Origin of the sequence: uncultured Thiothrix sp. (genome assembly GCF_937873765.1) — a bacterium.
Lineage (GTDB): Bacteria > Pseudomonadota > Gammaproteobacteria > Thiotrichales > Thiotrichaceae > Thiolinea.
The window spans coordinates 24244-46059 of record NZ_CALMZC010000047.1; the positions used below are offsets into that span (position 1 = coordinate 24244).

Genomic DNA, 21816 nt, shown 5'->3' on the forward strand with positions numbered 1-21816 from the left:
TTAGCTTCGCAAAAAGCGCCCTTGTAACAGTGCGCGTCGAGTGAGTGATTCGGGATTAAGAGCCTTGCGTGTTTCAGCTTTAGCAGGTTCGGGGACAGCCTGTTGTTTTAATAGATGCAATAAAGCAATTTCAGCCGTGGCTTCGGCAGCCGCTTGGTTTTCAAACTCTAGAACAGGCGAAAACAGTGAGCAGCTTAGATAAAAGCCTAGTTCGATTTCATGCCCAACAATGAACTCATACTCACCTGACGGCAAAGCAATTAGCTGTTTACTACCGACTTGCCAATCTTGCAATTCTGGCAAGAGCACCACATTCATAAACCACGGCGTGAGTAAAATACCTAGGCGATACTCTTGCCAACGCTTAAAGCCAATAGCTTTCACTTGCAAACTAGCATTTAAAATCGGTACACACTGCATACGCTCGCGTTCGATGACTTGGAAGGTGAGCTCCAAGCGTTGAATGCAAGCATCAGCAGGCTGGGGGGCAAGCATGATTCACAACCATAAATTGTGCTTTGGGCGCGTCGCATTCGGGGCAACGCCAATGGTCGGGCAATTGGGCAAACGGCGTTCCGGCAGGAATTTGCCAGTAGTTGCAACCCTCTTCAGGGTCGTAAACGCGCCAGCAGATTTTGCACTCCATTTTGTCGCTGTCTTTAATGCGCGAATTGTCACCACCGTAAGAGCTTTCAAACGGGCTGTGAATTTGGCTCATTGATAGACCTCTAAAATCTCTGCCAAACGCTCGGCACTATCCTCTAAATCCTCAGGCGCAGCGCACGCGACTTCGGGCACGTCAACAATCTCAATCGAGTTTAAAATTAAGGCATCTTCCGAGTTGTAATATTTCACCCACCACACATTGGGGATACGTGTACTACCAATCCGGCAATTGCCATAACCACGCGATAAAATCGTGACTTCACCCATGCCCAAACGCTCACCTAAAAAGACTAAATCTTCTGGCGACAAAGGCAATAAACTTAAATTCACTACATGCGGCAAAGCCCCTGTTTGCCAAGACCTACTTTTTTCAGCGATTTCGGTAATTAAAGCGGGCGCATTTAAAACGCCAAATGGCAAATTATGCAGATTGGTATTCAAGGCTTGCCCATGGGCAAAACTACGTTCGCGTACAATCGAAGGAATATCCGCCACTTCAATGCCATCAGCAATTAATTGTTTCTGCTCATCAAAGGTCTGTACACGCCACACTCCAGTCAAGACCGACTCTTGAATTTGGACTGTTGGCATACCGCTATACACTACGCTAACTTCCCCCTCATTCAAGACTTGGTTAACCAAACCGAGGTTAGCCGCATCCAAAGGTAGTAAGTCATATTTCAATGCAGGCGAACGGGCTTGATACTGCTCAATCCCCTGTTGGATTTGCGCAAGGAGCGTTTTGGCGGCTACTAGACTTTCTACCGCTTCTGGCTCAGGCAGAAGCGGATTGTGGTAAGTGGGCATCACCCCCGGTGCGCCGATAAAGCTAAAGGTCTCGTCGCCCTCCTCAGCAGGTTGCGAACCCACACCTACAATCGGAATCCCAATCGGTTTGCCATAATATTTTTCGGTCATACTAGCCTCCTAATGGCTGACCACTGCAATCCCTATCGCGGGCGGGCGCGAAGGCTCAGAGGCTAAAATGGTTGTAATATCAGTAAGGTACACCGCCCAATCTTGAATGCCAGTAATCGCACCTAAGTAATTTTGTCCACGTAAAAACACCAAGGCAGGCCACGCTTGAAAACCGTATAAACTTTGTAATTTTTTCTCATCGCTGCGTGCCACAATGGCAGGAGTGAATTGATTCGGAAAGGCTTTGACCAGTTCCGGTAATACGACGGCTACATCGTTGGACTCATGAAAGCGTTTCGGATCTTCGGTGAAAAACAGTGCTGTACACGCATACCCCTTGAGAAACGCAGTTAAATTGCTCGCATCCACCAGTGGATAATGAAATTCGTGTTGCAAACGCTCAATTAGCGGGGATGACATAGATTTATCCTTTGTGTGGCAGTTGCGCGCGCAAATGCTCTGGTAAGGGTGGTTCGCGCCCAATTAAATCGGCAAATAGTTCATCTAATTGCACTTGCGGGTCAGAAATTTGATTAACGGCTTGTAGAGCAGCTAAGGCTTGGCGCATTTGCTTAGCAGATTCAGGGGCTAATATTTCACGTGCTGCCCCAAGGAAATTGAGTATCCAAGTACCTTGCACTTGATCACCCACTAAAATCATATCAATGAGTTCAGTTTGCCCATCGGCTTCACATAAAGCATGCGTACCGTGCATTTCCAACACTTGCATAGGAAGCCCCACACACATTAGTTTGGCCTCCTACTATCGACATTTACACTCAAAGGTTTATCAATCAACGAGGGTTTTGGGTCAAACTGCATACTCGGATCGGCTAAGACACGCTCATCGCCCAGCCGACAGGCTAGTGCTGCAGAAGGCCGCCCCGCTTCATATTGCGCTAAAGCAATTTGCGCTGGAGTTAAGCGCTCATTTTCAGGTAAAGCATGGGTACGTTTGGTCGCACGCACACCCAAACCATCAAGATAAGTTAAGGCAATTTCGATAGCCGGCTGAATTTGTGCTTTGACCGCAGGACGTAAACTACCACCATAATCTTCAAGCTCTATGGGTTGCACACCAATTAGCAAGATTTTTTCAGGATAGGAATCGAGCAATTGCGCCATCGCCAACACCTCTTGAAAGCCCGTTTGATGCAAACTCATTTTCTTTGCACCCATGAAATGGGGTACATCTGCATTATGAACTTGCTTTAAAGCTCCACCTTCTAAGCCGTAATCAATCGCATCAAAGACGATTAAAATATCGGCGGCTTGAACGTGCTGCACGAGGTAAATCCCTTGTGTACCCCCATCCATCAGAGTGACATGATCAGGAAAGACATAATTTTGATCAAGGGTCTCAACGCAGCGTACCCCAAAACCCTCATCAGCCCATAGTACATTGCCAATGCCAAGCACTAAAACTTGTTGGGTAGCCACTCGTTCTCTCCTACGGTGATGATTGGAATATCCTATTACAATTTTTTAAAAATTTGCAAGGTTAATTTCCATCTAATCACCGATCATACATCTTAAACTTAAGAAGTAGATGGACCTTCTTAATAATTGTCTAGCTTTAATCGACTTGTAATTGGCTTGGGAAATTGCAACTTAAGCCCCTCTTAGCTGGAACGATACCTCCATGCATGGCATAAGCTTTGCATAACGCCCTCATAGCCAGACCAAAATCGGAGTGAGGAGTAGTGTATGCTAGAGACCTTCTATGATGTCATGCGCCGCCAAGGTATCTCGCGGCGAAGTTTTCTGAAGTATTGCAGTTTAACCGCCGCAGCCTTAGGGTTAGCCCCTGAGTTCGCGGGAAAAATTGCTCATGCGATGGAAACTAAACCACGCATTCCGATTTTATGGTTGCATGGTCTTGAATGTACTTGCTGCTCAGAATCGTTTATTCGCTCCGCACATCCGCTAGCTAAAGACGTAATTTTATCGATGGTATCTCTCGATTATGACGACACGATTATGGCAGCAGCGGGGCAACAAGCCGAAGCCATTATTGAAGAAACCATTCAAAAATATGATGGTAATTTCATCCTTGCGGTCGAAGGCAATCCCCCTCTAAATCAAGATGGTATGTCCTGCATTATCGGTGGCAAACCATTTATTGATCAGCTCACGCATGTCGCTAAGCATTGCAAAGCAATCATTTCGTGGGGATCGTGTGCGTCCTATGGTTGTGTACAAGCGGCTGCACCAAATCCCACTAAAGCCACGCCAGTACATAAAGTCATTCATGACAAGCCCATTATTAAAGTCCCCGGTTGCCCACCCATTGCAGAAGTGATGACAGCAGTGGTGACTTATATTCTGACTTTTGAAAAATTTCCTGAACTTGACCGCCAAGGTCGTCCAAAAATGTTTTACAGCCAACGTATTCACGATAAATGCTATCGCCGTCCACATTTTGATGCGGGGCAATTCGTGGAAAGCTTTGATGATGAAGGTGCACGCAAAGGCTATTGCTTATACAAAGTAGGTTGCAAAGGCCCTACGACTTACAATGCTTGCTCCACCATACGTTGGAATGAAGGTACCTCTTTCCCGATCCAAGCGGGGCATGGTTGCATTGGCTGTTCTGAAGACGGCTTTTGGGACAAAGGCTCTTGGTATGCGCGCTTAACTGATCTAAAACCCTTTGGGGTAGAAGCCAATGCCGACACCCTTGGCCTTGCTGCCGCAACTACCGTGGGTGTAGCAATTGCTGCACATGCTGCTGTCTCGGCGGTGAGCCGTGCTAAAGCTAATAAATCCAATCAACCCGTGACTGCTAAAGAACAAGGAGAATAACAGTGGGCCTTATTACTACACCAAATGGCTATACCTTAGACAACTCCGGTCAACGAGTAGTGATTGATCCGGTCACACGTATTGAAGGACATATGCGCTGTGAAGTGAATATTGATTCCAGCAATATCATTCGTAATGCGGTATCGACGGGTACAATGTGGCGCGGTTTGGAAGTCATCTTAAAAGGTCGTGATCCTCGCGATGCATGGGCGTTTGTGGAACGGATTTGTGGGGTTTGTACCGGCTGCCATGCCTTAACCTCCGTGCGTGCGGTTGAGGATGCCTTAGGGATTAGGATTCCACTTAATGCACATCTGATTCGCGAAATAATGGCAAAAACGCTGCAAGTACATGATCATGTCGTGCATTTCTATCACCTGCATGCCTTGGATTGGGTGAATCCGGTCAATGCATTAAAGGCTGATCCGAAAGCCACTTCGGCCTTACAGCAAACCGTGTCACCTGCGCATCCTTTGTCTAGCCCCGGCTATTTCCGTGATGTGCAAACTCGGATTAAACGCTTTATTGAATCCGGCCAGTTAGGACCGTTCAAAAATGGTTATTGGGATAATCCCGCGTATAAATTGCCACCCGAAGCTGATTTAATGGCAGTGGCGCATTATCTAGAGGCGCTGGATTTACAAAAAGACTTCGTCAAAGTGCATACTGTCTTCGGAGGCAAAAACCCACATCCCAATTACTTAGTCGGGGGCGTGCCCTGCGCGATCAACATGGATCAGAATTATTCTGCGGGTGCACCCTTGAATATGGAGCGCTTGAACTTCGTGCGCGCACGGATTGAGGAGATGATTGCCTTCAATAAAAATGTGTATGTACCGGATGTGATTGCGATTGCCAGCTTCTATAAAAACCAACTCTGGGGCGGTGGACATGGTGCCGTGAATGTGATGGATTATGGTGATTACGCTAAAGTCCCTTATGACAAATCCACCGATCAATTACCCGGTGGCGTCATCCTGAATGGCAACTGGAATGAAGTCATGCCGATTGACCCACGCAATCCCGATGAAGTGCAAGAGTTCGTCACCCACTCATGGTATAGCTACCCCGACGAAAGCAAAGGCTTACATCCTTGGGATGGTATCACCGAACCTAATTATGTGTTAGGTGCGAATGCAAAAGGCACTAAAACCAATATTCAAGAACTGGATGAAAGCGCCAAATACTCATGGATTAAAGCACCACGCTGGAAAGGCCATGCCGTAGAGGTTGGCCCCTTATCGCGCTACACCATTGCTTATGCCAAAGGCGTGGGTTATGTACAAGAGCAAGTCGCACGTAGTCTAGCTAGCTTTAACCAACTCGCAGGTACTAGCCTTGATCCTAAAGCTGCACTACACAGTACTATCGGTCGCACGTTGGCACGTGCACTGGAGTCTGAATATTGTGGAGACATGATGCTCGAAGATTGGCATCAATTGATTGCCAATATCAAAGCTGGTGACACAGCAACCGCAAACATGGAGAAATGGCATCCAGACACTTGGCCGAAAGAGGCTAAAGGTGTGGGCAATGTAGCGGCTCCGCGTGGTGCTTTAGGCCATTGGATTAAGATCAAAGACGGCAAAATCGAAAACTACCAATGCGTCGTGCCGACGACGTGGAATGGCTCACCGCGCGATCCAGCCGGTAATATCGGTGCTTTTGAAGCTTGTCTGATGAATACGCCGGTTGAGCGCCCGAATGAGCCGGTAGAAATCTTAAGAAGCTTACATAGTTTTGACCCCTGTCTAGCCTGCTCAACGCATGTGCTGGGGCCAGAGGGTGAAGAACTGACAACCGTAAAAGTGCGCTAAGGAGCCATAAAATGTTTAAATTGTCGCATGAATTAATCGCCCTTAGTGTCCTACTCAGCAGTGAGGCTGCTTTGGCGCATCCGGGGCAACATACTGCTTTGAATTGGCCAGAGCTTGTGGAGCACTTCCTTAGTAGCCCTTACCATAGCATCGGCTTAGTTTTAATAGGTGTTTTAATCACTGCCATGGTGGTTTGGCGTGTCAAAAGGAGTTAATCATGTCTCAACCGAACGATACTCCCGCCTTTCAACCTGCCGTCTATGTGTATGAAGCACCCTTACGAATTTGGCATTGGATTAATGCGCTCGCCATCGTAATTTTAGCAGTGACTGGTTACTTTATTGGTAGCCCATTACCGACTATGTCTGGTGAGGCAAGCGATCATTTTCTAATGGGGTATATTCGTTTCGCGCACTTTGCAGCAGGTTATATTTTACTAATTGGCTTTCTTGGTCGAGTCTATTGGGCTTTTGTCGGAAATCATCATGCCCGTGAAATCTTTATACCGCCTTTCCATAAACCTGAATACTGGTCAGGTGTACTGCATGAGATCCGCTGGTATGCCTTTTTAGAGAAAGAACCACGCAAATATACGGGACATAATCCACTCGCTATTTTATTCATGCATTTTATGTTTGTCTGGGGTCTACTCTTTATGATCGTTACCGGCTTTGCACTCTATGGCGAAGGAGCCGGTTTAAATTCATGGCAATTTGCGCTATTTAGCTCATGGGTGATTCCACTGTTTGGGCAAAGCATGGATGTACATACTTGGCATCATCTGGGGATGTGGTGGATTTTATTATTCGTTATGGCGCATATTTATGTAGCAATCCGTGAAGATATTATGTCTAGGCAGTCGCTAGTTAGCACCATGATTAGTGGCTGGCGGACTTTTAAGGATCAGCGCAAAGTAGATGATGGACACTAGCCTGTTGAACTAGAGTTGACCTTTACATTTAACCCGACTAAGGTCGGGTTTCTTTTTTCTAGTGAACTGACCCTATTTATGTTTGCTCTTAGTCCCAGCCAGACCTTGACCTTCACCTTAATGAGTGCCGCTGTCTTGGCTTTAGTCTTTACTTGGTCGGTGGCGAAAAACCATCGCATTCCCAATCCGATGTTCTCTCTAGCACGTGCCTTAGCTAGTTTTGTAGCAACTTGGCTGCTTTGGGGTAGTATTTCAGGGGCTGGTAATGACATGACTGCAAACACTCAGATTGGACTGATCCCCTATTTAACTTTGGAATATACCAAGCTAGCAGACCAATGGATGGCAGAAGCTATGCTGAATTGGGGGCGCTTGAGCTTAACAATTGCCCTCACTGGGCTGATCTTATTTGGTTTATCGTTTGTATTCGGTCGCTTAGCGGCGATTAGTGACCGCAGACATTGAGTATAGATAAATTTTTCACAGAAATATCTATGCGGGCAATTAGTCAAGCGCCACAGATTTGCGTATGATTGCCGCCTCAGAAATTGCTAGCGACCTCAAGCGGACATCACACCATGGCATTTAATACAATTGAAGAAATCCTTAGCGATTTAGCAGCAGGTAAAATGGTTGTTATCGTTGATGATGAAGACCGTGAAAATGAAGGTGATTTATTGATGATTGCCTCCATGACTCGCCCTGAAGATATTAACTTTATGGTGAAAGAAGGCCGTGGCTTGGTCTGCCTAACTCTTACTCGCGAACGCTGTAAGCAACTCAATTTGCCCTTGATGAATGCTGCGACTGATGAAGCTCATCGCACTAATTTCACGATTTCTATTGAAGCCGCTGAAGGTGTCACCACCGGTATTTCTGCTTATGACCGCGCTCATACGATTCGTACTGCAGTAGCACCGAATGCTCAACCTTCTGATATTGAACAACCGGGGCATATTTTCCCGATTATGGCACAACCGGGGGGTGTTTTGACTCGTGCAGGTCATACGGAAGCAGGTTGCGATTTTGCACGTTTAGCAGGGTTTGAACCGGCGGCAGTGATTGTTGAGATCCTCAATGAAGATGGCACGATGGCACGTCGCCCTGATCTAGAAATCTTCGCCGCCAAACATGGCTTGAAGATGGGCACTATTGAGGATTTAATCCGCTACCGCGTCCAGAATGAAAAAACGGTTGAGCTAATTTACGAGCGCGTTGTGAATACTGAAGCGGGTGAATTCAAGCTGCATGCCTATAAAGAATTGGGTCGCCCAAATATTCACCTAGCTTTAGTCAAAGGTGAGGTGCAAGCTGCTCAACCGATTTTAGTGCGGGTACATCTTGAAAATGAACTCTGTGATTTGTTAGCGCTGAAAGAACCTTATTGCGGATGGCCGTTACGTGCTGCTATGCAAAAAGTAGCAGACGAAGGGTCTGGGGTGATTATTATCTTACGCGAACCACAAAATAATACCCAAGATATGTTGGATCGCTTAAAAGCGTTTGAATCTCAGCCCATTGTGCAGGACAATACGCGCTCTTCACCCGCTGACCTCAAAACTTATGGCATTGGCGCACAAATTCTCGCCGACTTAGGCGTACAGAAAATGCGCGTGATGAGCGCACCTAAGCGTTTCTTAGGCATTGCGGGCTTTGGCTTAGAAGTAGTTGATTACATTCATAATTGAAACGACAACTCGCTAGTTGGACTCAAGGATTAAGATTAAGCATGACAGCTATTAAAGTAACTGAGGGTGATTTTACCCCACAAAAAGCCCGCTATGGCCTTGCAGTAGCTCGTTTCAATGGCTTCATTGTTGAAAGCCTCTTAGCGGGCGCGCTTGATACTTTAAAGCGTCACGGCATTGAAGAAGATGATATTGAAATTGTGCGTGTTCCCGGTGCTTATGAATTGCCCGTAGTGGTGCAATCGATGGCGGTAAATGGTGACTATGATGCGATCATTGCTTTAGGTGCGGTGATTCGCGGTAGTACTGCGCATTTTGATTATGTCGCTGGCGAAGCTGCTAAAGGCTTAGCTTCTGTAGGTTTAGCCCATGATATTCCCGTCATTTTTGGGGTACTGACGACGGATACCATCGAGCAAGCCATTGAACGCTCTGGCACTAAAGCTGGCAATAAAGGGGCTGAATCAGCTCTGACTGCTATCGAAATGGTCTCTTTATTAAATAAATTGCGTGCTTGAAATGTCCAAAAAGCCCTCACGTAGACCTCTCAATGAGATGCAGCAATTAATTGCTAAACGCCGTGTTGCACGTCGCTTAGCCATGATCGGTACTTATCAATGGCTGATGACTGGGAATACCTTTGAAGAAATCTATCAATATTTCCAACAAGATTTAGAGTTGGCTGAGGACTTCCGTAAATGTGATGCAGCTTTTTTCCACAAAATGCTGCGTTGGTCAATCGAAAATACCGAACAACTTGAAACCCTGTTAAATCCGCATTTAGACCGTAAATTAGCTCAAGTTGACATGATTGAACACGCTGTCATGCGCATTGCCACGTGTGAACTTATCAATAATCCCGAAACCCCCTACAAAGTCGTTGTGAATGAATCAGTGAATCTCACTAAAAAATTTGGTGCAGAACAAGCACACAAATTCGTGAATGGCATTTTAGACAAAGTAGCAAGTCAAACCCGTCCAGAAGAATTTAAAGCTAGCCAGTCAGCTACCCAAACTTGACCAATTATTGAGTTCTTCAATTTTTATCCACCTATTATCGACTAAATAATGTTCTATTTTACTTAGGGCTTACAATTAAATTGTCCTACAAGAACAAAAAGGAGTTATTCATGCAATACGCTGATCAACAAGAAGGCCAGCAGCGCCCATTATTCTATACGCACAAGTCCACTTGCCATGTTGAAGAACATCCTCGCCAAGCAGGCACTAACGACAGCTTACCCTTAGTTTACACTTGCACCTTAAAATTCAATACACGCAAGCAGCAAGCAGGTAAACTAGTAGCTAATACTCAGCAACAAGGCTAATTAGCACTCAGTTATGCAGCAATACCTTGATTTAATGCGCCATGTGCGCGACCAAGGTTGCCAAAAAGGAGACCGTACTGGAACAGGCACCGTATCGGTCTTCGGCCACCAAATGCGTTTTGACCTTTCAAGCAGCTTCCCGTTGCTGACTACTAAGCGGCTACACTTACGCTCGATTATTTACGAATTATTATGGTTTCTGCGTGGCGACACTAATATTGCGTATTTAAAAGAACATGGCGTGAGTATTTGGGATGAATGGGCCGATGCGAACGGTGAACTTGGCCCTGTCTATGGCTATCAATGGCGGTCTTGGCCTAGTGCAGATGGGCGGCATATTGATCAAATCAGCCAAGTGATTGAGCAGCTCAAAAAGACCCCAGACTCACGGCGTTTGATTGTCAGCGCTTGGAATGTGGCTGAGGTTGAAAATATGGCCTTGCCTCCTTGCCATGCTTTTTTCCAATTTTATGTAGCCGATGGCAAATTATCCTGCCAACTTTACCAGCGCAGTGCAGATATTTTCCTAGGTGTACCTTTTAATATTGCGTCCTACGCATTACTGACCTTAATGGTTGCACAAGTGACTGGTTTAAAGCCGGGCGAATTTATTCATACCTTGGGTGATGCACATTTATATCTAAACCATTTACAACAAGCCGAGCAGCAACTAGCACGTGAACCTTATCCCTTGCCACAAATGCAATTAAATCCGGCAGTGACTTCGATCTTCGACTTTAAATACGAAGATTTTGAATTGGTCAACTATCAGTATCATCCTCATATTAAAGCACCCGTAGCGGTTTAATTATGCAAGCTGAAACTTTGGCGGTATTTATTCCGACCTTTTTTTTCGTATCCGTTACCCCCGGATTGTGTATGACTTTAGCACTAACTTTAGGTATGTCGATTGGTTTAAAGCGTAGCCTACCGATGATGTGGGGTGAATTGTTGGGTGTGGGCTTAGTGGCCACTTTGGGCATCGTTGGTATTGCTGCCATGATGCTGCAGTTCCCTAAGGTATTTTTAGTGTTTAAAATAATCGGTGGGCTGTATTTAGCGTGGATCGGGATTGAAATGTGGCGCTCACGGGGGCGCTTAGCCATTCCCGAAACACCGGATGCGAGTATTTCCATTCAGCCTTGGGATTTGGCACTGCGGGGTTTTATTACTGCCGTGTCTAATCCAAAAGGCTGGGCTTTTCTGCTGTCTTTGTTGCCTCCTTTCATTGATCACAGTCGTCCAATTGGTACACAGCTCGTACTCATGTTAACTATTGTCCTAACTATGGAGTTCGGCTGTTTATTAGCCTATGCCAGTGGTGGGCAAGCTTTACGACATTTACTCTTAAAGCAAGGCAATGTACGCCTGCTCAATCGAATTACTGGTTCACTGATGATTGCGATTGGTATTTGGCTGATTCTAAACTGAAATTTGCTTATACTGAGCACCCCTTAGTTCAAGTACGATTGAGTTTGTATGTTTCTTGATGAGTTCCATAAGGCAGAAGGCAATACTGTACGGATTAGTGCTCAACAAGCGAGCCGTTTTGCCAAAGAAATCGCGGACGACTTTAATCCCATTCATAATCCTGATGCACAACGCTTTTGCGTGCCCGGCGATCTGTTGTTCTCCTTAGTACTAGCTAAATATGGCATTAGCCCCAAAATGACCTTTATTTTTAAAGGCATGGTGGGGGATAACGACCCTTTAGATTTTACTCCAACCGATGCAAATGCCTTCGATATTAGTAATGGTGCTGATAAGGTTTATTTACGGGTCGAACGTGAAGGCGAAATTCTAAAAAAACCAGCATTAGCAGAAACTTTAAGCCGTAACTATGTGGCCTTCTCAGGCCATAATTATCCTTACACTATTCAACCGCTTCTGACTTCGCAACAGGTTATGCTCAACCCAGAGCGCCCGTTGGTGATTTATGAGCGCATGCTGTTTGAACTGGATACGCTTGATCTGGAAAATCCAACTTTAGAAGCTAAACAAGCGGAACTAGTCGTCAATGGTAAACGTGGCGAAGTGAATTTGAATTTTGCGATAAAATCAGTGGGTAAGATAGTTGGGCATGGATTCAAGCGCCTATTGGTGAGCGGCCTAATTCCACATAATGATGAAGTTGCTGAAAAACTGGTTGCTACTTATCTAGGTTTAAAAGCTAGTTATCGTTTATGATCTTAATAAAGAATATCTAGGTCTTAGGAGTGCTTCTAAACTAGAGTAGCACTCAAACTAATAAAAACTAGTGAGCTTAGCAACCACATCAACACCACATATTTAAGATTCCACCGAAAAGCATCACGCCCTGATACACCAAACTGACCATGCAGCATGACATTAGTACCTGAAATCGGGTTGGCGACGACCCCTAAACTCCACATGCTCAGGAATAAAGTGGCCAAAAGCTCTAAATTAGGTCGCAAAGGCAGCACCAAAGGGCCAAGCACGGCAATACTAATAATCGGGTGAATCCCCAACATGGAGACAAGAATCGCCCCACCGAGCACCAAAGAAGCTTCTATTCCACCAAAGTGCTTGAAAAGCTGAAATTCGCCAACCGTACTTAATAAAATCTGTAAACCTAAAGTTAAGACACCAGCGCCTAAGAATAGTGCCAATTCGCGCCCCATACGGGGAGCAGCTTCCAACAAATGTCGTTTGAATTGCGACCAAGCGGTATTTCTATTTCTGAGTAACAAAACCAGAAAAACCAAAGTAATCGAGCTAATCGAGACTAAGGCCAACACATTAATTTCAGGTAGTAGTAAATGCAAACCTATCACTAAAGCCGCCAAACTAGCTGGAATGATTAGACTATTTAAATGCATCGGATAACCTGGAAAATCTCGTACTTTTTGTAAGTGCCAGCCGCCCGCTAATACTGTCATTAAAGTCAAAGAAACCAGGGTTAAGATTAAACCATAAGCAATGACTTCTAATAATTGCGCACCAGGGGTATAAGTTAGCGCCACGCCCATCGCAGCAAAGAATGGTGACCAAAAAGCAGCAGCAGAAAAAGCCTGCCCCATTAAACTCACCGTATCACGACCTAATAAACCAAGGGCATGATAACGACCGGCTACCAGCACTAAGATCGATAAATTAATCACCGCGCCTAAAACATGAATTCCTAGCAGGGTTTTAACAAAAGCCATACGCCCACGTGGTAACTCGCCCGCTTCAGCGGCTGGAATCGCCACCAAGCGTAGAAAACCCACACTATAAAGCATCACTAACAGGCTATTATTCTGTATCAGCAACTGATGCAAAGAGAGTGAAGCACCTCGACCTAAGCCCCACAACAAAAGCACCAAGCCTAAGCCAGCGAGTAGAAAAAACTGAATAAAGTTACGCCAAGAGGTGAAGGTAAAGAGCAGCGCAAGACTTAACCAAGCGCATAAACCACTGAACCAAGTGGGAATACTTGGCTCAGCAAGAAGCAGAAAATTGAAAAGAGCCATAAACGCCAGTAGAACACTAGCGCTTAGTCTCAACATGGATTATTCCCACTCAATCGTAGCAGGTGGCTTGCCAGACACATCATAGACCACGCGCGAAATGCCCTTGATTTCGTTGATAATTCGACGGGACACCAAATCAAGAAACTCATACGGCAAAGGCGCCCAGCGAGCGGTCATGAAATCAATCGTTTCAACAGCACGCAAGGCAATCACATAATCGTAGCAGCGCCCATCGCCCATCACACCCACCGATTTGACTGGCAAAAACACCGCAAAAGCTTGTGAGGTTTTGTCATACAGGTCATGACGATACAGCTCTTGGATGAAAATAGAATCAGCTAAGCGCAACAGATCAGCGAACTCTTTCTTTACCTCACCCAAGATGCGCACGCCCAAACCCGGCCCTGGGAATGGATGACGATAGACCATTTCATGGGGTAAACCTAGCTCCACACCCATGACGCGCACTTCATCTTTAAATAATTCACGCAAAGGCTCAACCAATTTGAGCTGCATATTTTCAGGCAAGCCGCCGACATTATGATGCGATTTAATCACATGCGCTTTGCCGGTTTTGCTACCTGCGGATTCAATCACATCAGGATAAATAGTGCCTTGCGCCAACCATTTAGCATTGCTGAGCTTTTGCGATTCCTCATCAAAGATTTCAACGAATAAGCGTCCGATAATTTTGCGTTTCTTTTCAGGATCAGTTTCACCCGCTAAAGCGCTTAAGAAACGCTCTTCTGCATTCACACGAATCACTTTCACCCCCATATGTTGGGCAAAAGTGGCCATCACTTGATCGCCTTCTTGATGGCGCAGCAAGCCAGTATCCACAAATACGCAAGTAAGCTGCTGACCAATGGCTCGATGCAAAACTGCCGCAACGACCGAAGAATCTACACCGCCTGATAAACCTAAAATCACCTCATCTTGTCCGACCTGCTCACGCACACGCGCAATGCTGTCTTCAATAATATTCGCCGTCGTCCAGAGACGTGCACAGCCACAAATCTCACCGACAAAGCGCTCTAACAAACGCTTACCTTGACGAGTATGGGTGACTTCCGGATGAAATTGAACTGCGTAGAACTGACGCTCTTCATCCGCCATCCCTGCAATCGGCGCTCCCTCAGAACTGGCCATTAATTTGAAACCTGCCGGCAATTCGGTGACTTTATCGCCATGTGACATCCATACATCCAGCATGCCGAAACCTTCTGCCGTCACATGATCTTCAATCCCTTGTAGCAATTTAGTATGCCCACGCGCACGCACTTGTGCATAGCCAAACTCACGGTGATCTGAATTTTCGACTTTACCGCCCAACTGAGCAGCCATGGTTTGCATCCCATAGCAAATCCCTAACACCGGCACACCCAAGGTGAAAACATTCGCAGGTGCAAAGGGCGCATCCCCAGCCGTAACCGACTCAGGACCACCTGAAAGAATAATGCCTTTTGCACCAAAAGCAGTAACCTCTGCCTCACTCACATCCCAAGGATAAATTTCACAATACACCCCCACCTCACGCACGCGCCGAGCAATCAACTGGGTATACTGCGCACCGAAGTCGAGGATTAAAATACGTTGGGAATGAATATCTTGGCTCATAAGTCAACTCTCAAAAAAAAATCCCCTAGATGGGGAGTGAGCTAGCACTGGTAGAAAACTTAAGCTACCAGCACAGATTTTTGCTACTAAACGCGGTAGTTCGGCGATTCTTTGGTAATGGTCACATCATGCACATGCGATTCGCGCATACCCGCGCTGGTAATCCGCATGAACTCAGGCTTAGTGCGCATTTCATCTAGATTCGCACAACCAACATAGCCCATACTAGCGCGTAAACCACCCATCAATTGATGGACGATGGCCGATAGCGGCCCTTTATGGGGGACACGCCCTTCAATCCCTTCTGGGACTAATTTATCCACAGCATTTTCAGACTCTTGGAAATAGCGGTCACTCGAACCTTGTGCCATCGCCCCTAAAGACCCCATACCACGATAAGACTTATAAGAACGGCCTTGGAAGAGTTCAACCTCACCCGGTGCTTCATCAGTCCCTGCAAATAAGCCACCTAACATGACTAAATGTGCACCGGCTGCAATTGCTTTAGCAATATCACCGGAGAAGCGAATCCCACCGTCGGCAATTAAAGGTACATCCGTGCCTTGAAGGGCGGCTGCTACATTCATCACTGCAGTAATTTGTGGCACACCCACCCCCGCAACAATCCGTGTAGTACAAATGGAACCAGGACCAATCCCGACTTTCACCGCATCGGCACCCGCTTCAACTAAAGCTAAGGCTGCCGCACCAGTGGCAATATTGCCGCCAATCACTTGGATATGTGGAAAATTAGTTTTGACCCAACGGACTCGATCAATCACACCTTGTGAATGCCCATGTGCTGTATCCACGACAATCACATCGACACCCGCAGCCGCTAAAGCAGCCACACGCTCTTCTGTGCCATGACCAACACCGACAGCAGCCCCTACTCGCAAGCGACCTTGATCATCTTTACAAGCATGAGGATAATCATGCGATTTTTGAATATCTTTAACCGTAATCAAGCCACGCAACTGGAACTTATCATTCACCACCAGCACTTTTTCAATCCGGTGTTTATGCAATAAATATTGGATTTCGTCTTTTTCAGCGCCTTCGCTGACCGTCACTAACCGCTCTTTCGGCGTCATAATCGTACTGACTGGTGCATCTAGATGCGTTTCAAAACGCAAATCGCGCCCGGTGACAATCCCGACTAAATCTTCGCCTTGTACCACTGGAACACCAGAGATTCTGCGCGCACGAGTGAGTTCTAACACATCACGAATGGTTGCATCAGGACTCACCGTAATCGGCTCTTTAATAATACCACTCTCGTATTTTTTGACTTCGCGTACTTCTTGAGCTTGCTTAGCAATACTCATATTTTTATGGACGATACCCATGCCGCCTTCTTGGGCTAAAGCAATCGCTAAGCGTGCTTCGGTAACAGTATCCATAGCTGCAGAAACCAGTGGTAAATTCAGGTGAATATTGCGAGTCAGGCGAGTTTGCAGGTTAGTATTGGCTGGCATCACAGTGGAATGGGCAGGAACCAGCAGGACATCATCGAAAGTGAGGGCTTCCTGAAGAATACGCATAGGGATCATCCGGCTCTTAAAATAAAAGCGCTTCATTATAAGGTTTGGTCTAGATGGGGTAAACTGCTATCACACAAATGTCAGTAAACGTTCATTTTACAAACTTATGACTAACCAACGCCTAGTTCTGAGTGTCTCCCAACTCAATGCCGATGTGAACCAATGGCTCGTGCAAGGTTTTCCGCCGATTTGGGTGGAAGGCGAGATTTCTAACCTTGCTCGCCCCAGTTCTGGGCATTTTTATTTTGTTCTTAAGGATAGCCAAGCGCAATTACGTTGTGCTTTGTTTCGCCCTAAAGCATTAAACTTACACATTAAACCCGACAACGGCAGTAAAGTTCTTGCCTATGGGCGCATTGGCCTGTATGAGCCACGCGGGGAGTATCAATTTATTGTTGAGCGCATGGAGGCAGCGGGAGAAGGTGAGCTACAACGGCGCTTTGAAGAACTAAAACAAGCTTTAGCTAAGGCTGGATTGTTTGCGAGTGAGCACAAAAAAGCCCTGCCGAGCTATCCACGCTGTATTGGTCTGATTACCTCGCCCACTGGAGCAGCAGTTCATGATATTTTAAATGTCCTAAAACGGCGTTGCCCGCAAATCCCAGTTTTAATTTACCCAGTCGCTGTACAAGGTGAGAGGGCAGCGCCACAGATTGTAAAAGCTTTACAACAAGCTAATCATGAACCACTGTGTGACGTATTGGTTTTAGCTCGGGGTGGAGGCTCTCTTGAGGATCTATGGGCATTTAACGAAGCCAGCGTTGCACAGGCGATTTATGCGAGTGCATTACCGATCATTAGTGGCATTGGTCATGAAATTGATTTCACTATTGCTGATTTTGTCGCTGATCGACGCGCTCCTACTCCTTCAGCCGCTGCGGAACTAGTGAGTCCTGACTCGGCGGGACTTTTGGCTAGAGTTAACATACTCCAAACGCAGCTACAGCGCTCAGCCCAGCAAAGTTTGAATACTCGTCACCGGCAGCTAAGTCAAGTGCAAAATCGCCTACAACGTCAACATCCCCTCTATTATTTACAACAGAAAACTCAGCGTTTAGATGAACTAGATTTACGCTTACAGCGTGCCTTAAAACTTAAACAAGAACGAGTGAATTTACGCCTGCAAATACTGCAGCAACGCTTGCAATGGCAAAATCCTAGCTCCGCTATTCAAGTCTTACAGACCAGACTACAGCAGCACCGCCAACATTTGCAACACTTCATTGAGCAAAAATTACAGAATAAAGGCCAACTATTTAGTTTACAAGCCTCTCGCTTACAGGCTTATAGCCCACTGGCTACTCTAGAGCGGGGTTATGCTTTAGTCTTAGATAACAACCAGCAACTGATTAAAACAACGAGTCAAATTAAACCTCAACAAAGTATTCAAATACGTTTATACGATGGTGAACTAACTTGCCAAGTATTAGCCACTAAACCTAAAACTTAGTGGCTGGTGACTAGCTAACCTGTTATCAATACAGAAGCGAGAACATTTTACTGCGATATTTTTTTACTAGCGGATCACTAGCACCCAATAGATCAAAGCTCGCAATTAGACCTTGCCGACCTGCATCATCACCAAAACTGCGATCTGCCTTCATCACCGTCAAATAGAGCGCCAAACCTTCTTCAGTGCGACCTTGAGCAACACGGATTTTAGCTAAGTCAAGCATTGCTGCATAATCTTGCGAGTTTTGTGCAAGGCGTTGTTCTAGCTCTGAAGTATCTTGGCCTTCCGACTGCGCTTTTAAACGAGCGAGCTTAATCTCAGAGCGCAGTTTTTGCAGCAACTCTGGCTCTACCGATGTTTCTGGAACTTGATTTACTAAGGTCTCCGCTTGGTCTACTTCACCCGAGACCAGTAACATGGTCGCATAATCCAAAGCAGCTTCATAAAAGTCCGGCTCATGCTGTAACACCTGCTGCATTAAGCTCATTGCCCCCGCTAAATCACCCTCTGCCTGCATCATTAGAGCTTGCTGACGATAGGGTTCGGTAGGACGTGTGCGGTGCTTGTTCAAAAATTTACGAATCTCGACTTCAGGCAAAGCACCCATGAATTCATCAACGATTTTGCCATCTTTAAAGAGCTTAACAGTTGGGAGGCTGCGTACACCTAATTGCGCGGCTAGGGCTTGGTTTTGGTCAGTATTTACTTTAACCAGAATAAAAGCACCACGATATTCATCTATCAGTTTGGTCAATATCGGCGTGAGTGTCTTACAGGGTTGACACCAATCTGCAAAAAAATCAACCAGTACCGGCACTTGTCGTGAATTCTGCATAACTAACTGAGCGAAATTTTGGGTATTCGCCTCAAAAATAAACGGAGAATCAGCCATAGAAAACAATCCTAAAGAAAAACTAGAATGAGCTTAACAATAAGGGGGAAAATGAAAAATACAAGCTCCAATAACAAAAACCGGCTCTTTTCCAAGAACCGGCTTGTCGGAGTTAGGCAAACTAGCCTGCTGTGGAACTCAAGTAAATCAGTGGACTAACTAACGCACAATACTCACGGTAACTTTTGCGCTAGCTTTTCCACCACGACCATCACTGATCGTGTAGCTTAGCGTATCTGAACCCGTACGATAGCCCGCTTTATAAATCAGCTCCTTACCAGTACTGCTAATACTCATAGACCCACGCTGACCTGATTTCACACTGATAATTTTTAAAACATCACCATCGGGATCATAATCATTGTTTAACACAGGAATTGTAACGGTTTGGCCGATGACTACTTTGCTCGAATCGGCTACTGCCACTGGGCTAAGATTAACGGTAGAGACTGGAGCCGCCGTGACATTGACACTGACCGTGCCAGTAGCACTAGCACCGAAGCTATCATTAAGGGTGTAAGTAAAGCTATCCGTCCCCACGAAGCCACTATTAGGTTTGTAAACCACTCCTGAATTAGTGAAGCTCACTAACCCATTAGCCGCTTGGGTGACTGCTTTTACGGCTAAGGGATCTTTTTCAGGATCAGAGTCATTCGCTAAAACATTTACACTAACACTGGAGGTATTTACCACATTAGCATTATCAGCATTAGCCAATGGTGCTTGGTTATCTAAAGTAGTTGCACTCGCCACGGCTGAACTATCGGTGGTATTTCCCGCAAGGTCACGCGCTTTGACGGTAAAACTGTAGCTGGTATTCGCAGCCAACCCACCTAGAGTGAAATCGGGCGATTTTACCCAGCCGCTATCCACACAACCATTCCCCCCTACGGTACAAGCAAAATAGTACTCTACACTGCCACTATCATCGGTTACAGTTGTTGCTGTCATATGAATACTGCTACGGTCTTTAGCCTCAGGTGCTACCACAAAACTTAATGGATTAGGATTAGGGACGGTAGTATCCGGTTCTGCTAAGGACAAAACACCTTCAATAAAATACTGACCCAGACTGCCGTAGTCGCTGTAATTAACACTACCTACCCCCTCAACTGCTAAATAATATAGACCAGCCGCTAGTGTGGTATTGATACCTGCATCCGTTTCATCCGCTGGGTTGCTGCTAGTGACTAAATTACCTGCGTTATCATAGAGGCTTAAGGCAATATCCAAGTTACCACCACGCTCTGCGCTGGCTTCACGCAAAGGTGTTGCTTGTAGCACTACATTGCCTGCACCAGTATTAAAGCTAAATACGTCTACATCAGTACGGGTAGCAATAATACCTTTATTGACTTTGCTTAGATCAAGCGGGCTAGTCGCCGGCGTACTTGCAAATATATGTCCTGTAGAATCGATCACTAAGGGGGTAGCCCCAGAGCGAACATTACTATGATCATCGGCAATTGGACTGAGCTTAGCGCTAATGATAGCAATATCATCTTCAATTTGATTAGCGTTTGGATATTCGCCTTTACTCCATTGGCTAAGTTGCGCGTAATAGCCTGCGCCCATAATAGGTGCCCAGCTAATCATGCCACTGCCTTGACCCGTGAAATAACCACTGGTGCTGGTACCATCATGAGATAAACCTAAATTGTGACCCAATTCATGGGAAACAACTTCAGCAATATTATCCGGGCCACCGACTTGATTGTGATAAGCAAAAGCGGGGGAATACTTGCTAGCAAAACTTGAAGTGCCCCATACATTAATATAAGCAACCCCGCCTGAATTTTTCGCTGGCATGTCGATGCCATTGGCATCGACATTCGCAGTAATTAATACCCGAGCAGTTTTTGACCCAAAACTCACTGGAGCCTCTGTGGTGACATCAATCCCGAAGGGTGCATAATCTTCTGCAACACGCCGCCACACTTCAAAAATATTCGCTTTTTCTGTATCGCTAAAACTGCTAGTGACACCATCAATATCGTAAGGTTTCGCGGTATAACTGGGGCTAGTAGAAGTGTTCCAAGCCGTATTGATTATCACATGACCATCAAAGTCTAAATAAACGATATTGTTAGCACCCGGATTGCTATGTAATTTGAAAACATCTACACCTGCTGGAACCGTAGCAGCTAACTCCTGCATGCGTGCAGTGCTAGCTAACTGTACATCGGGATTGATAGGGTCAGCGATATAAATACCTCCCTCATCATCTGTGCGCATATACGGCAAGTCACGATCATGGAAACGTAAAGTATCTAAACGCGCTTTCGCTTGCTCACGTGCTTTGGGTGATAGTTTAGTTAATTTATTTTTTAGTTGACCCTCTGGTAAATCGCTAATTTGGAAAGGGTTATTAAGCCCGTAGCTTCGTCCCTTGCCTTCAGCTTCAACATCGACTGATGCTAAAAGTAAGAGCATAGATGCACTCACACCGCATATGATTTGTACAAATTTATTTTTTTGCATGAAGTGACACTCTTCAATAATTTTGGCTAGGGAATTTGGCGGATGACAAGGTTATATTTTTAAATTATGCAACCATTGATTACCTTAATAAATCTTAAGCCGAACGTTAGCCTGCTAACAAGCACCGCTTAGCGGTTTTTTCTTAAACTTTTTGGTCATGCACCAGAGGAGTTGAAGAGCCACTAAAGCGGTAGTAACTTAAG

The 21816-nt window shown here is 45.7% G+C and carries 24 protein-coding genes; 13 read left to right on the forward strand and 11 right to left on the reverse strand.

Features of this window, described 5'->3' with window-relative positions; translation table 11 throughout:
• Genes hybE through Q0307_RS13760 form a run of 6 tightly spaced genes read right to left on the reverse strand, consistent with a single transcriptional unit; the run spans nt 1 to nt 3024 of the window.
• A complete protein-coding gene (gene hybE, locus Q0307_RS13735; protein WP_298661364.1) occupies nt 1–495 on the reverse strand; it encodes a [NiFe]-hydrogenase assembly chaperone HybE in 495 nt (164 codons plus the stop codon).
• Nucleotides 473–718: a rubredoxin gene (locus Q0307_RS13740; RefSeq protein WP_298661365.1), complete on the reverse strand. Its 246-nt coding sequence runs from the start codon at nt 716–718 to the stop codon at nt 473–475. The genes hybE and Q0307_RS13740 overlap by 23 nt, the downstream gene beginning before the upstream one ends.
• On the reverse strand, nt 715–1584 hold the full coding sequence (locus Q0307_RS13745; RefSeq protein WP_298661366.1) for a hydrogenase expression/formation protein: 870 nt from the start codon (nt 1582–1584) through the stop codon (nt 715–717). Before Q0307_RS13745 ends, Q0307_RS13740 begins: the two co-directional genes overlap by 4 nt.
• Before the next feature lie 9 nt (nt 1585–1593).
• Nucleotides 1594–2004, reverse strand: coding sequence for a hydrogenase-1 expression HyaE (locus Q0307_RS13750; protein ID WP_298661367.1), 411 nt, complete (start codon nt 2002–2004; stop codon nt 1594–1596).
• A 4-nt stretch (nt 2005–2008) separates the two neighbouring features.
• The gene (locus Q0307_RS13755; protein WP_298661368.1) at nt 2009–2332 is read right to left on the reverse strand and encodes a HypC/HybG/HupF family hydrogenase formation chaperone; all 324 of its coding nucleotides are present in this window, start codon (nt 2330–2332) and stop codon (nt 2009–2011) included.
• Nucleotides 2332–3024: a HyaD/HybD family hydrogenase maturation endopeptidase gene (locus Q0307_RS13760; protein ID WP_298661369.1), complete on the reverse strand. Its 693-nt coding sequence runs from the start codon at nt 3022–3024 to the stop codon at nt 2332–2334. The genes Q0307_RS13755 and Q0307_RS13760 overlap by 1 nt, the downstream gene beginning before the upstream one ends.
• A gap of 267 nt (nt 3025–3291) precedes the next feature.
• Between Q0307_RS13760 and Q0307_RS13765 the strand changes: the two genes are divergently transcribed.
• The 12 genes from Q0307_RS13765 to Q0307_RS13820 all read left to right on the forward strand — a co-directional run bounded on the left by Q0307_RS13765 (nt 3292) and on the right by Q0307_RS13820 (nt 12340).
• On the forward strand, nt 3292–4389 hold the full coding sequence (locus Q0307_RS13765) for a hydrogenase small subunit (protein WP_298661370.1): 1098 nt from the start codon (nt 3292–3294) through the stop codon (nt 4387–4389).
• Nucleotides 4390–4391: 2 nt separating this feature from the next.
• Nucleotides 4392–6206, forward strand: coding sequence for a nickel-dependent hydrogenase large subunit (locus Q0307_RS13770; RefSeq protein ID WP_298661371.1), 1815 nt, complete (start codon nt 4392–4394; stop codon nt 6204–6206).
• Nucleotides 6207–6217: 11 nt separating this feature from the next.
• Nucleotides 6218–6421, forward strand: a complete 204-nt coding sequence (locus Q0307_RS13775; protein ID WP_298661372.1) for a hypothetical protein — start codon at nt 6218–6220, stop codon at nt 6419–6421.
• 2 nt (nt 6422–6423) lie between these two features.
• Nucleotides 6424–7137 carry a Ni/Fe-hydrogenase, b-type cytochrome subunit gene (gene cybH, locus Q0307_RS13780; protein ID WP_298661373.1) on the forward strand — a complete coding sequence of 238 codons (714 nt, stop codon included), beginning with the start codon at nt 6424–6426 and terminating at the stop codon, nt 7135–7137.
• A 78-nt stretch (nt 7138–7215) separates the two neighbouring features.
• Nucleotides 7216–7602: a hypothetical protein gene (locus tag Q0307_RS13785; protein WP_298661374.1), complete on the forward strand. Its 387-nt coding sequence runs from the start codon at nt 7216–7218 to the stop codon at nt 7600–7602.
• Between the two features lie 113 nt (nt 7603–7715).
• Entirely contained in the window at nt 7716–8825 is a 1110-nt protein-coding gene (gene ribBA, locus Q0307_RS13790) for a bifunctional 3,4-dihydroxy-2-butanone-4-phosphate synthase/GTP cyclohydrolase II (protein WP_298661375.1), read from the forward strand.
• A gap of 41 nt (nt 8826–8866) precedes the next feature.
• Nucleotides 8867–9343, forward strand: coding sequence for a 6,7-dimethyl-8-ribityllumazine synthase (ribE, locus tag Q0307_RS13795; protein WP_298661376.1), 477 nt, complete (start codon nt 8867–8869; stop codon nt 9341–9343).
• 1 nt (nt 9344) lies between these two features.
• Entirely contained in the window at nt 9345–9845 is a 501-nt protein-coding gene (gene nusB / locus Q0307_RS13800) for a transcription antitermination factor NusB (RefSeq protein ID WP_298661377.1), read from the forward strand.
• A 110-nt stretch (nt 9846–9955) separates the two neighbouring features.
• Entirely contained in the window at nt 9956–10153 is a 198-nt protein-coding gene (locus Q0307_RS13805; protein WP_298661378.1) for a hypothetical protein, read from the forward strand.
• Between the two features lie 13 nt (nt 10154–10166).
• A complete protein-coding gene (locus Q0307_RS13810) occupies nt 10167–10961 on the forward strand; it encodes a thymidylate synthase (protein ID WP_298661379.1) in 795 nt (264 codons plus the stop codon).
• Between the two features lie 2 nt (nt 10962–10963).
• On the forward strand, nt 10964–11584 hold the full coding sequence (locus Q0307_RS13815) for a LysE family translocator (protein WP_298661380.1): 621 nt from the start codon (nt 10964–10966) through the stop codon (nt 11582–11584).
• 48 nt (nt 11585–11632) lie between these two features.
• Nucleotides 11633–12340: a DUF3581 family protein gene (locus Q0307_RS13820; RefSeq protein ID WP_298661381.1), complete on the forward strand. Its 708-nt coding sequence runs from the start codon at nt 11633–11635 to the stop codon at nt 12338–12340.
• 35 nt (nt 12341–12375) lie between these two features.
• Here the strand turns inward: Q0307_RS13820 and Q0307_RS13825 are convergent, their stop codons facing one another.
• From Q0307_RS13825 to guaB, 3 genes are all read right to left on the reverse strand, one after another.
• A complete protein-coding gene (locus Q0307_RS13825) occupies nt 12376–13662 on the reverse strand; it encodes a hypothetical protein (protein WP_298661382.1) in 1287 nt (428 codons plus the stop codon).
• Nucleotides 13663–13665: 3 nt separating this feature from the next.
• A complete protein-coding gene (gene guaA, locus Q0307_RS13830) occupies nt 13666–15243 on the reverse strand; it encodes a glutamine-hydrolyzing GMP synthase (RefSeq protein WP_298661383.1) in 1578 nt (525 codons plus the stop codon).
• Between the two features lie 86 nt (nt 15244–15329).
• Nucleotides 15330–16787, reverse strand: coding sequence for an IMP dehydrogenase (gene guaB, locus Q0307_RS13835; RefSeq protein ID WP_298661384.1), 1458 nt, complete (start codon nt 16785–16787; stop codon nt 15330–15332).
• 106 nt (nt 16788–16893) lie between these two features.
• Between guaB and xseA the strand changes: the two genes are divergently transcribed.
• Nucleotides 16894–18237 (forward strand): exodeoxyribonuclease VII large subunit, encoded by a 1344-nt coding sequence (xseA, locus tag Q0307_RS13840; protein WP_298661385.1) that lies wholly within the window; start codon nt 16894–16896, stop codon nt 18235–18237.
• Nucleotides 18238–18262: 25 nt separating this feature from the next.
• Here xseA and trxA read toward each other — a convergent pair whose 3' ends face one another.
• Together trxA and Q0307_RS13850 are read right to left on the reverse strand one after the other, a co-directional pair.
• A complete protein-coding gene (gene trxA / locus Q0307_RS13845; RefSeq protein WP_298661386.1) occupies nt 18263–19132 on the reverse strand; it encodes a thioredoxin in 870 nt (289 codons plus the stop codon).
• A gap of 159 nt (nt 19133–19291) precedes the next feature.
• Nucleotides 19292–21613 (reverse strand): Ig-like domain-containing protein, encoded by a 2322-nt coding sequence (locus Q0307_RS13850; RefSeq protein WP_298661388.1) that lies wholly within the window; start codon nt 21611–21613, stop codon nt 19292–19294.
• Nucleotides 21614–21816: the final 203 nt, after the last annotated feature.

Bases quoted from the DNA above. Each gene is read 5' to 3' on its own strand.
- hybE (WP_298661364.1), bottom strand. From the start codon at position 495: ATGCTTGCCCCCCAGCCTGCTGATGCTTGCATTCAACGCTTGGAGCTC.
- Q0307_RS13740 (WP_298661365.1), bottom strand. From the start codon at position 718: ATGAGCCAAATTCACAGCCCGTTTGAAAGCTCTTACGGTGGTGACAAT.
- Q0307_RS13745 (WP_298661366.1), bottom strand. From the start codon at position 1,584: ATGACCGAAAAATATTATGGCAAACCGATTGGGATTCCGATTGTAGGT.
- Q0307_RS13750 (WP_298661367.1), bottom strand. From the start codon at position 2,004: ATGTCATCCCCGCTAATTGAGCGTTTGCAACACGAATTTCATTATCCA.
- Q0307_RS13755 (WP_298661368.1), bottom strand. From the start codon at position 2,332: ATGTGTGTGGGGCTTCCTATGCAAGTGTTGGAAATGCACGGTACGCAT.
- Q0307_RS13765 (WP_298661370.1), top strand. From the start codon at position 3,292: ATGCTAGAGACCTTCTATGATGTCATGCGCCGCCAAGGTATCTCGCGG.
- Q0307_RS13775 (WP_298661372.1), top strand. From the start codon at position 6,218: ATGTTTAAATTGTCGCATGAATTAATCGCCCTTAGTGTCCTACTCAGC.
- cybH (WP_298661373.1), top strand. From the start codon at position 6,424: ATGTCTCAACCGAACGATACTCCCGCCTTTCAACCTGCCGTCTATGTG.
- Q0307_RS13785 (WP_298661374.1), top strand. From the start codon at position 7,216: ATGTTTGCTCTTAGTCCCAGCCAGACCTTGACCTTCACCTTAATGAGT.
- ribBA (WP_298661375.1), top strand. From the start codon at position 7,716: ATGGCATTTAATACAATTGAAGAAATCCTTAGCGATTTAGCAGCAGGT.
- ribE (WP_298661376.1), top strand. From the start codon at position 8,867: ATGACAGCTATTAAAGTAACTGAGGGTGATTTTACCCCACAAAAAGCC.
- nusB (WP_298661377.1), top strand. From the start codon at position 9,345: ATGTCCAAAAAGCCCTCACGTAGACCTCTCAATGAGATGCAGCAATTA.
- Q0307_RS13805 (WP_298661378.1), top strand. From the start codon at position 9,956: ATGCAATACGCTGATCAACAAGAAGGCCAGCAGCGCCCATTATTCTAT.
- Q0307_RS13810 (WP_298661379.1), top strand. From the start codon at position 10,167: ATGCAGCAATACCTTGATTTAATGCGCCATGTGCGCGACCAAGGTTGC.
- Q0307_RS13815 (WP_298661380.1), top strand. From the start codon at position 10,964: ATGCAAGCTGAAACTTTGGCGGTATTTATTCCGACCTTTTTTTTCGTA.
- Q0307_RS13820 (WP_298661381.1), top strand. From the start codon at position 11,633: ATGTTTCTTGATGAGTTCCATAAGGCAGAAGGCAATACTGTACGGATT.
- Q0307_RS13825 (WP_298661382.1), bottom strand. From the start codon at position 13,662: ATGTTGAGACTAAGCGCTAGTGTTCTACTGGCGTTTATGGCTCTTTTC.
- guaA (WP_298661383.1), bottom strand. From the start codon at position 15,243: ATGAGCCAAGATATTCATTCCCAACGTATTTTAATCCTCGACTTCGGT.
- guaB (WP_298661384.1), bottom strand. From the start codon at position 16,787: ATGCGTATTCTTCAGGAAGCCCTCACTTTCGATGATGTCCTGCTGGTT.
- xseA (WP_298661385.1), top strand. From the start codon at position 16,894: ATGACTAACCAACGCCTAGTTCTGAGTGTCTCCCAACTCAATGCCGAT.
- trxA (WP_298661386.1), bottom strand. From the start codon at position 19,132: ATGGCTGATTCTCCGTTTATTTTTGAGGCGAATACCCAAAATTTCGCT.
- Q0307_RS13850 (WP_298661388.1), bottom strand. From the start codon at position 21,613: ATGCAAAAAAATAAATTTGTACAAATCATATGCGGTGTGAGTGCATCT.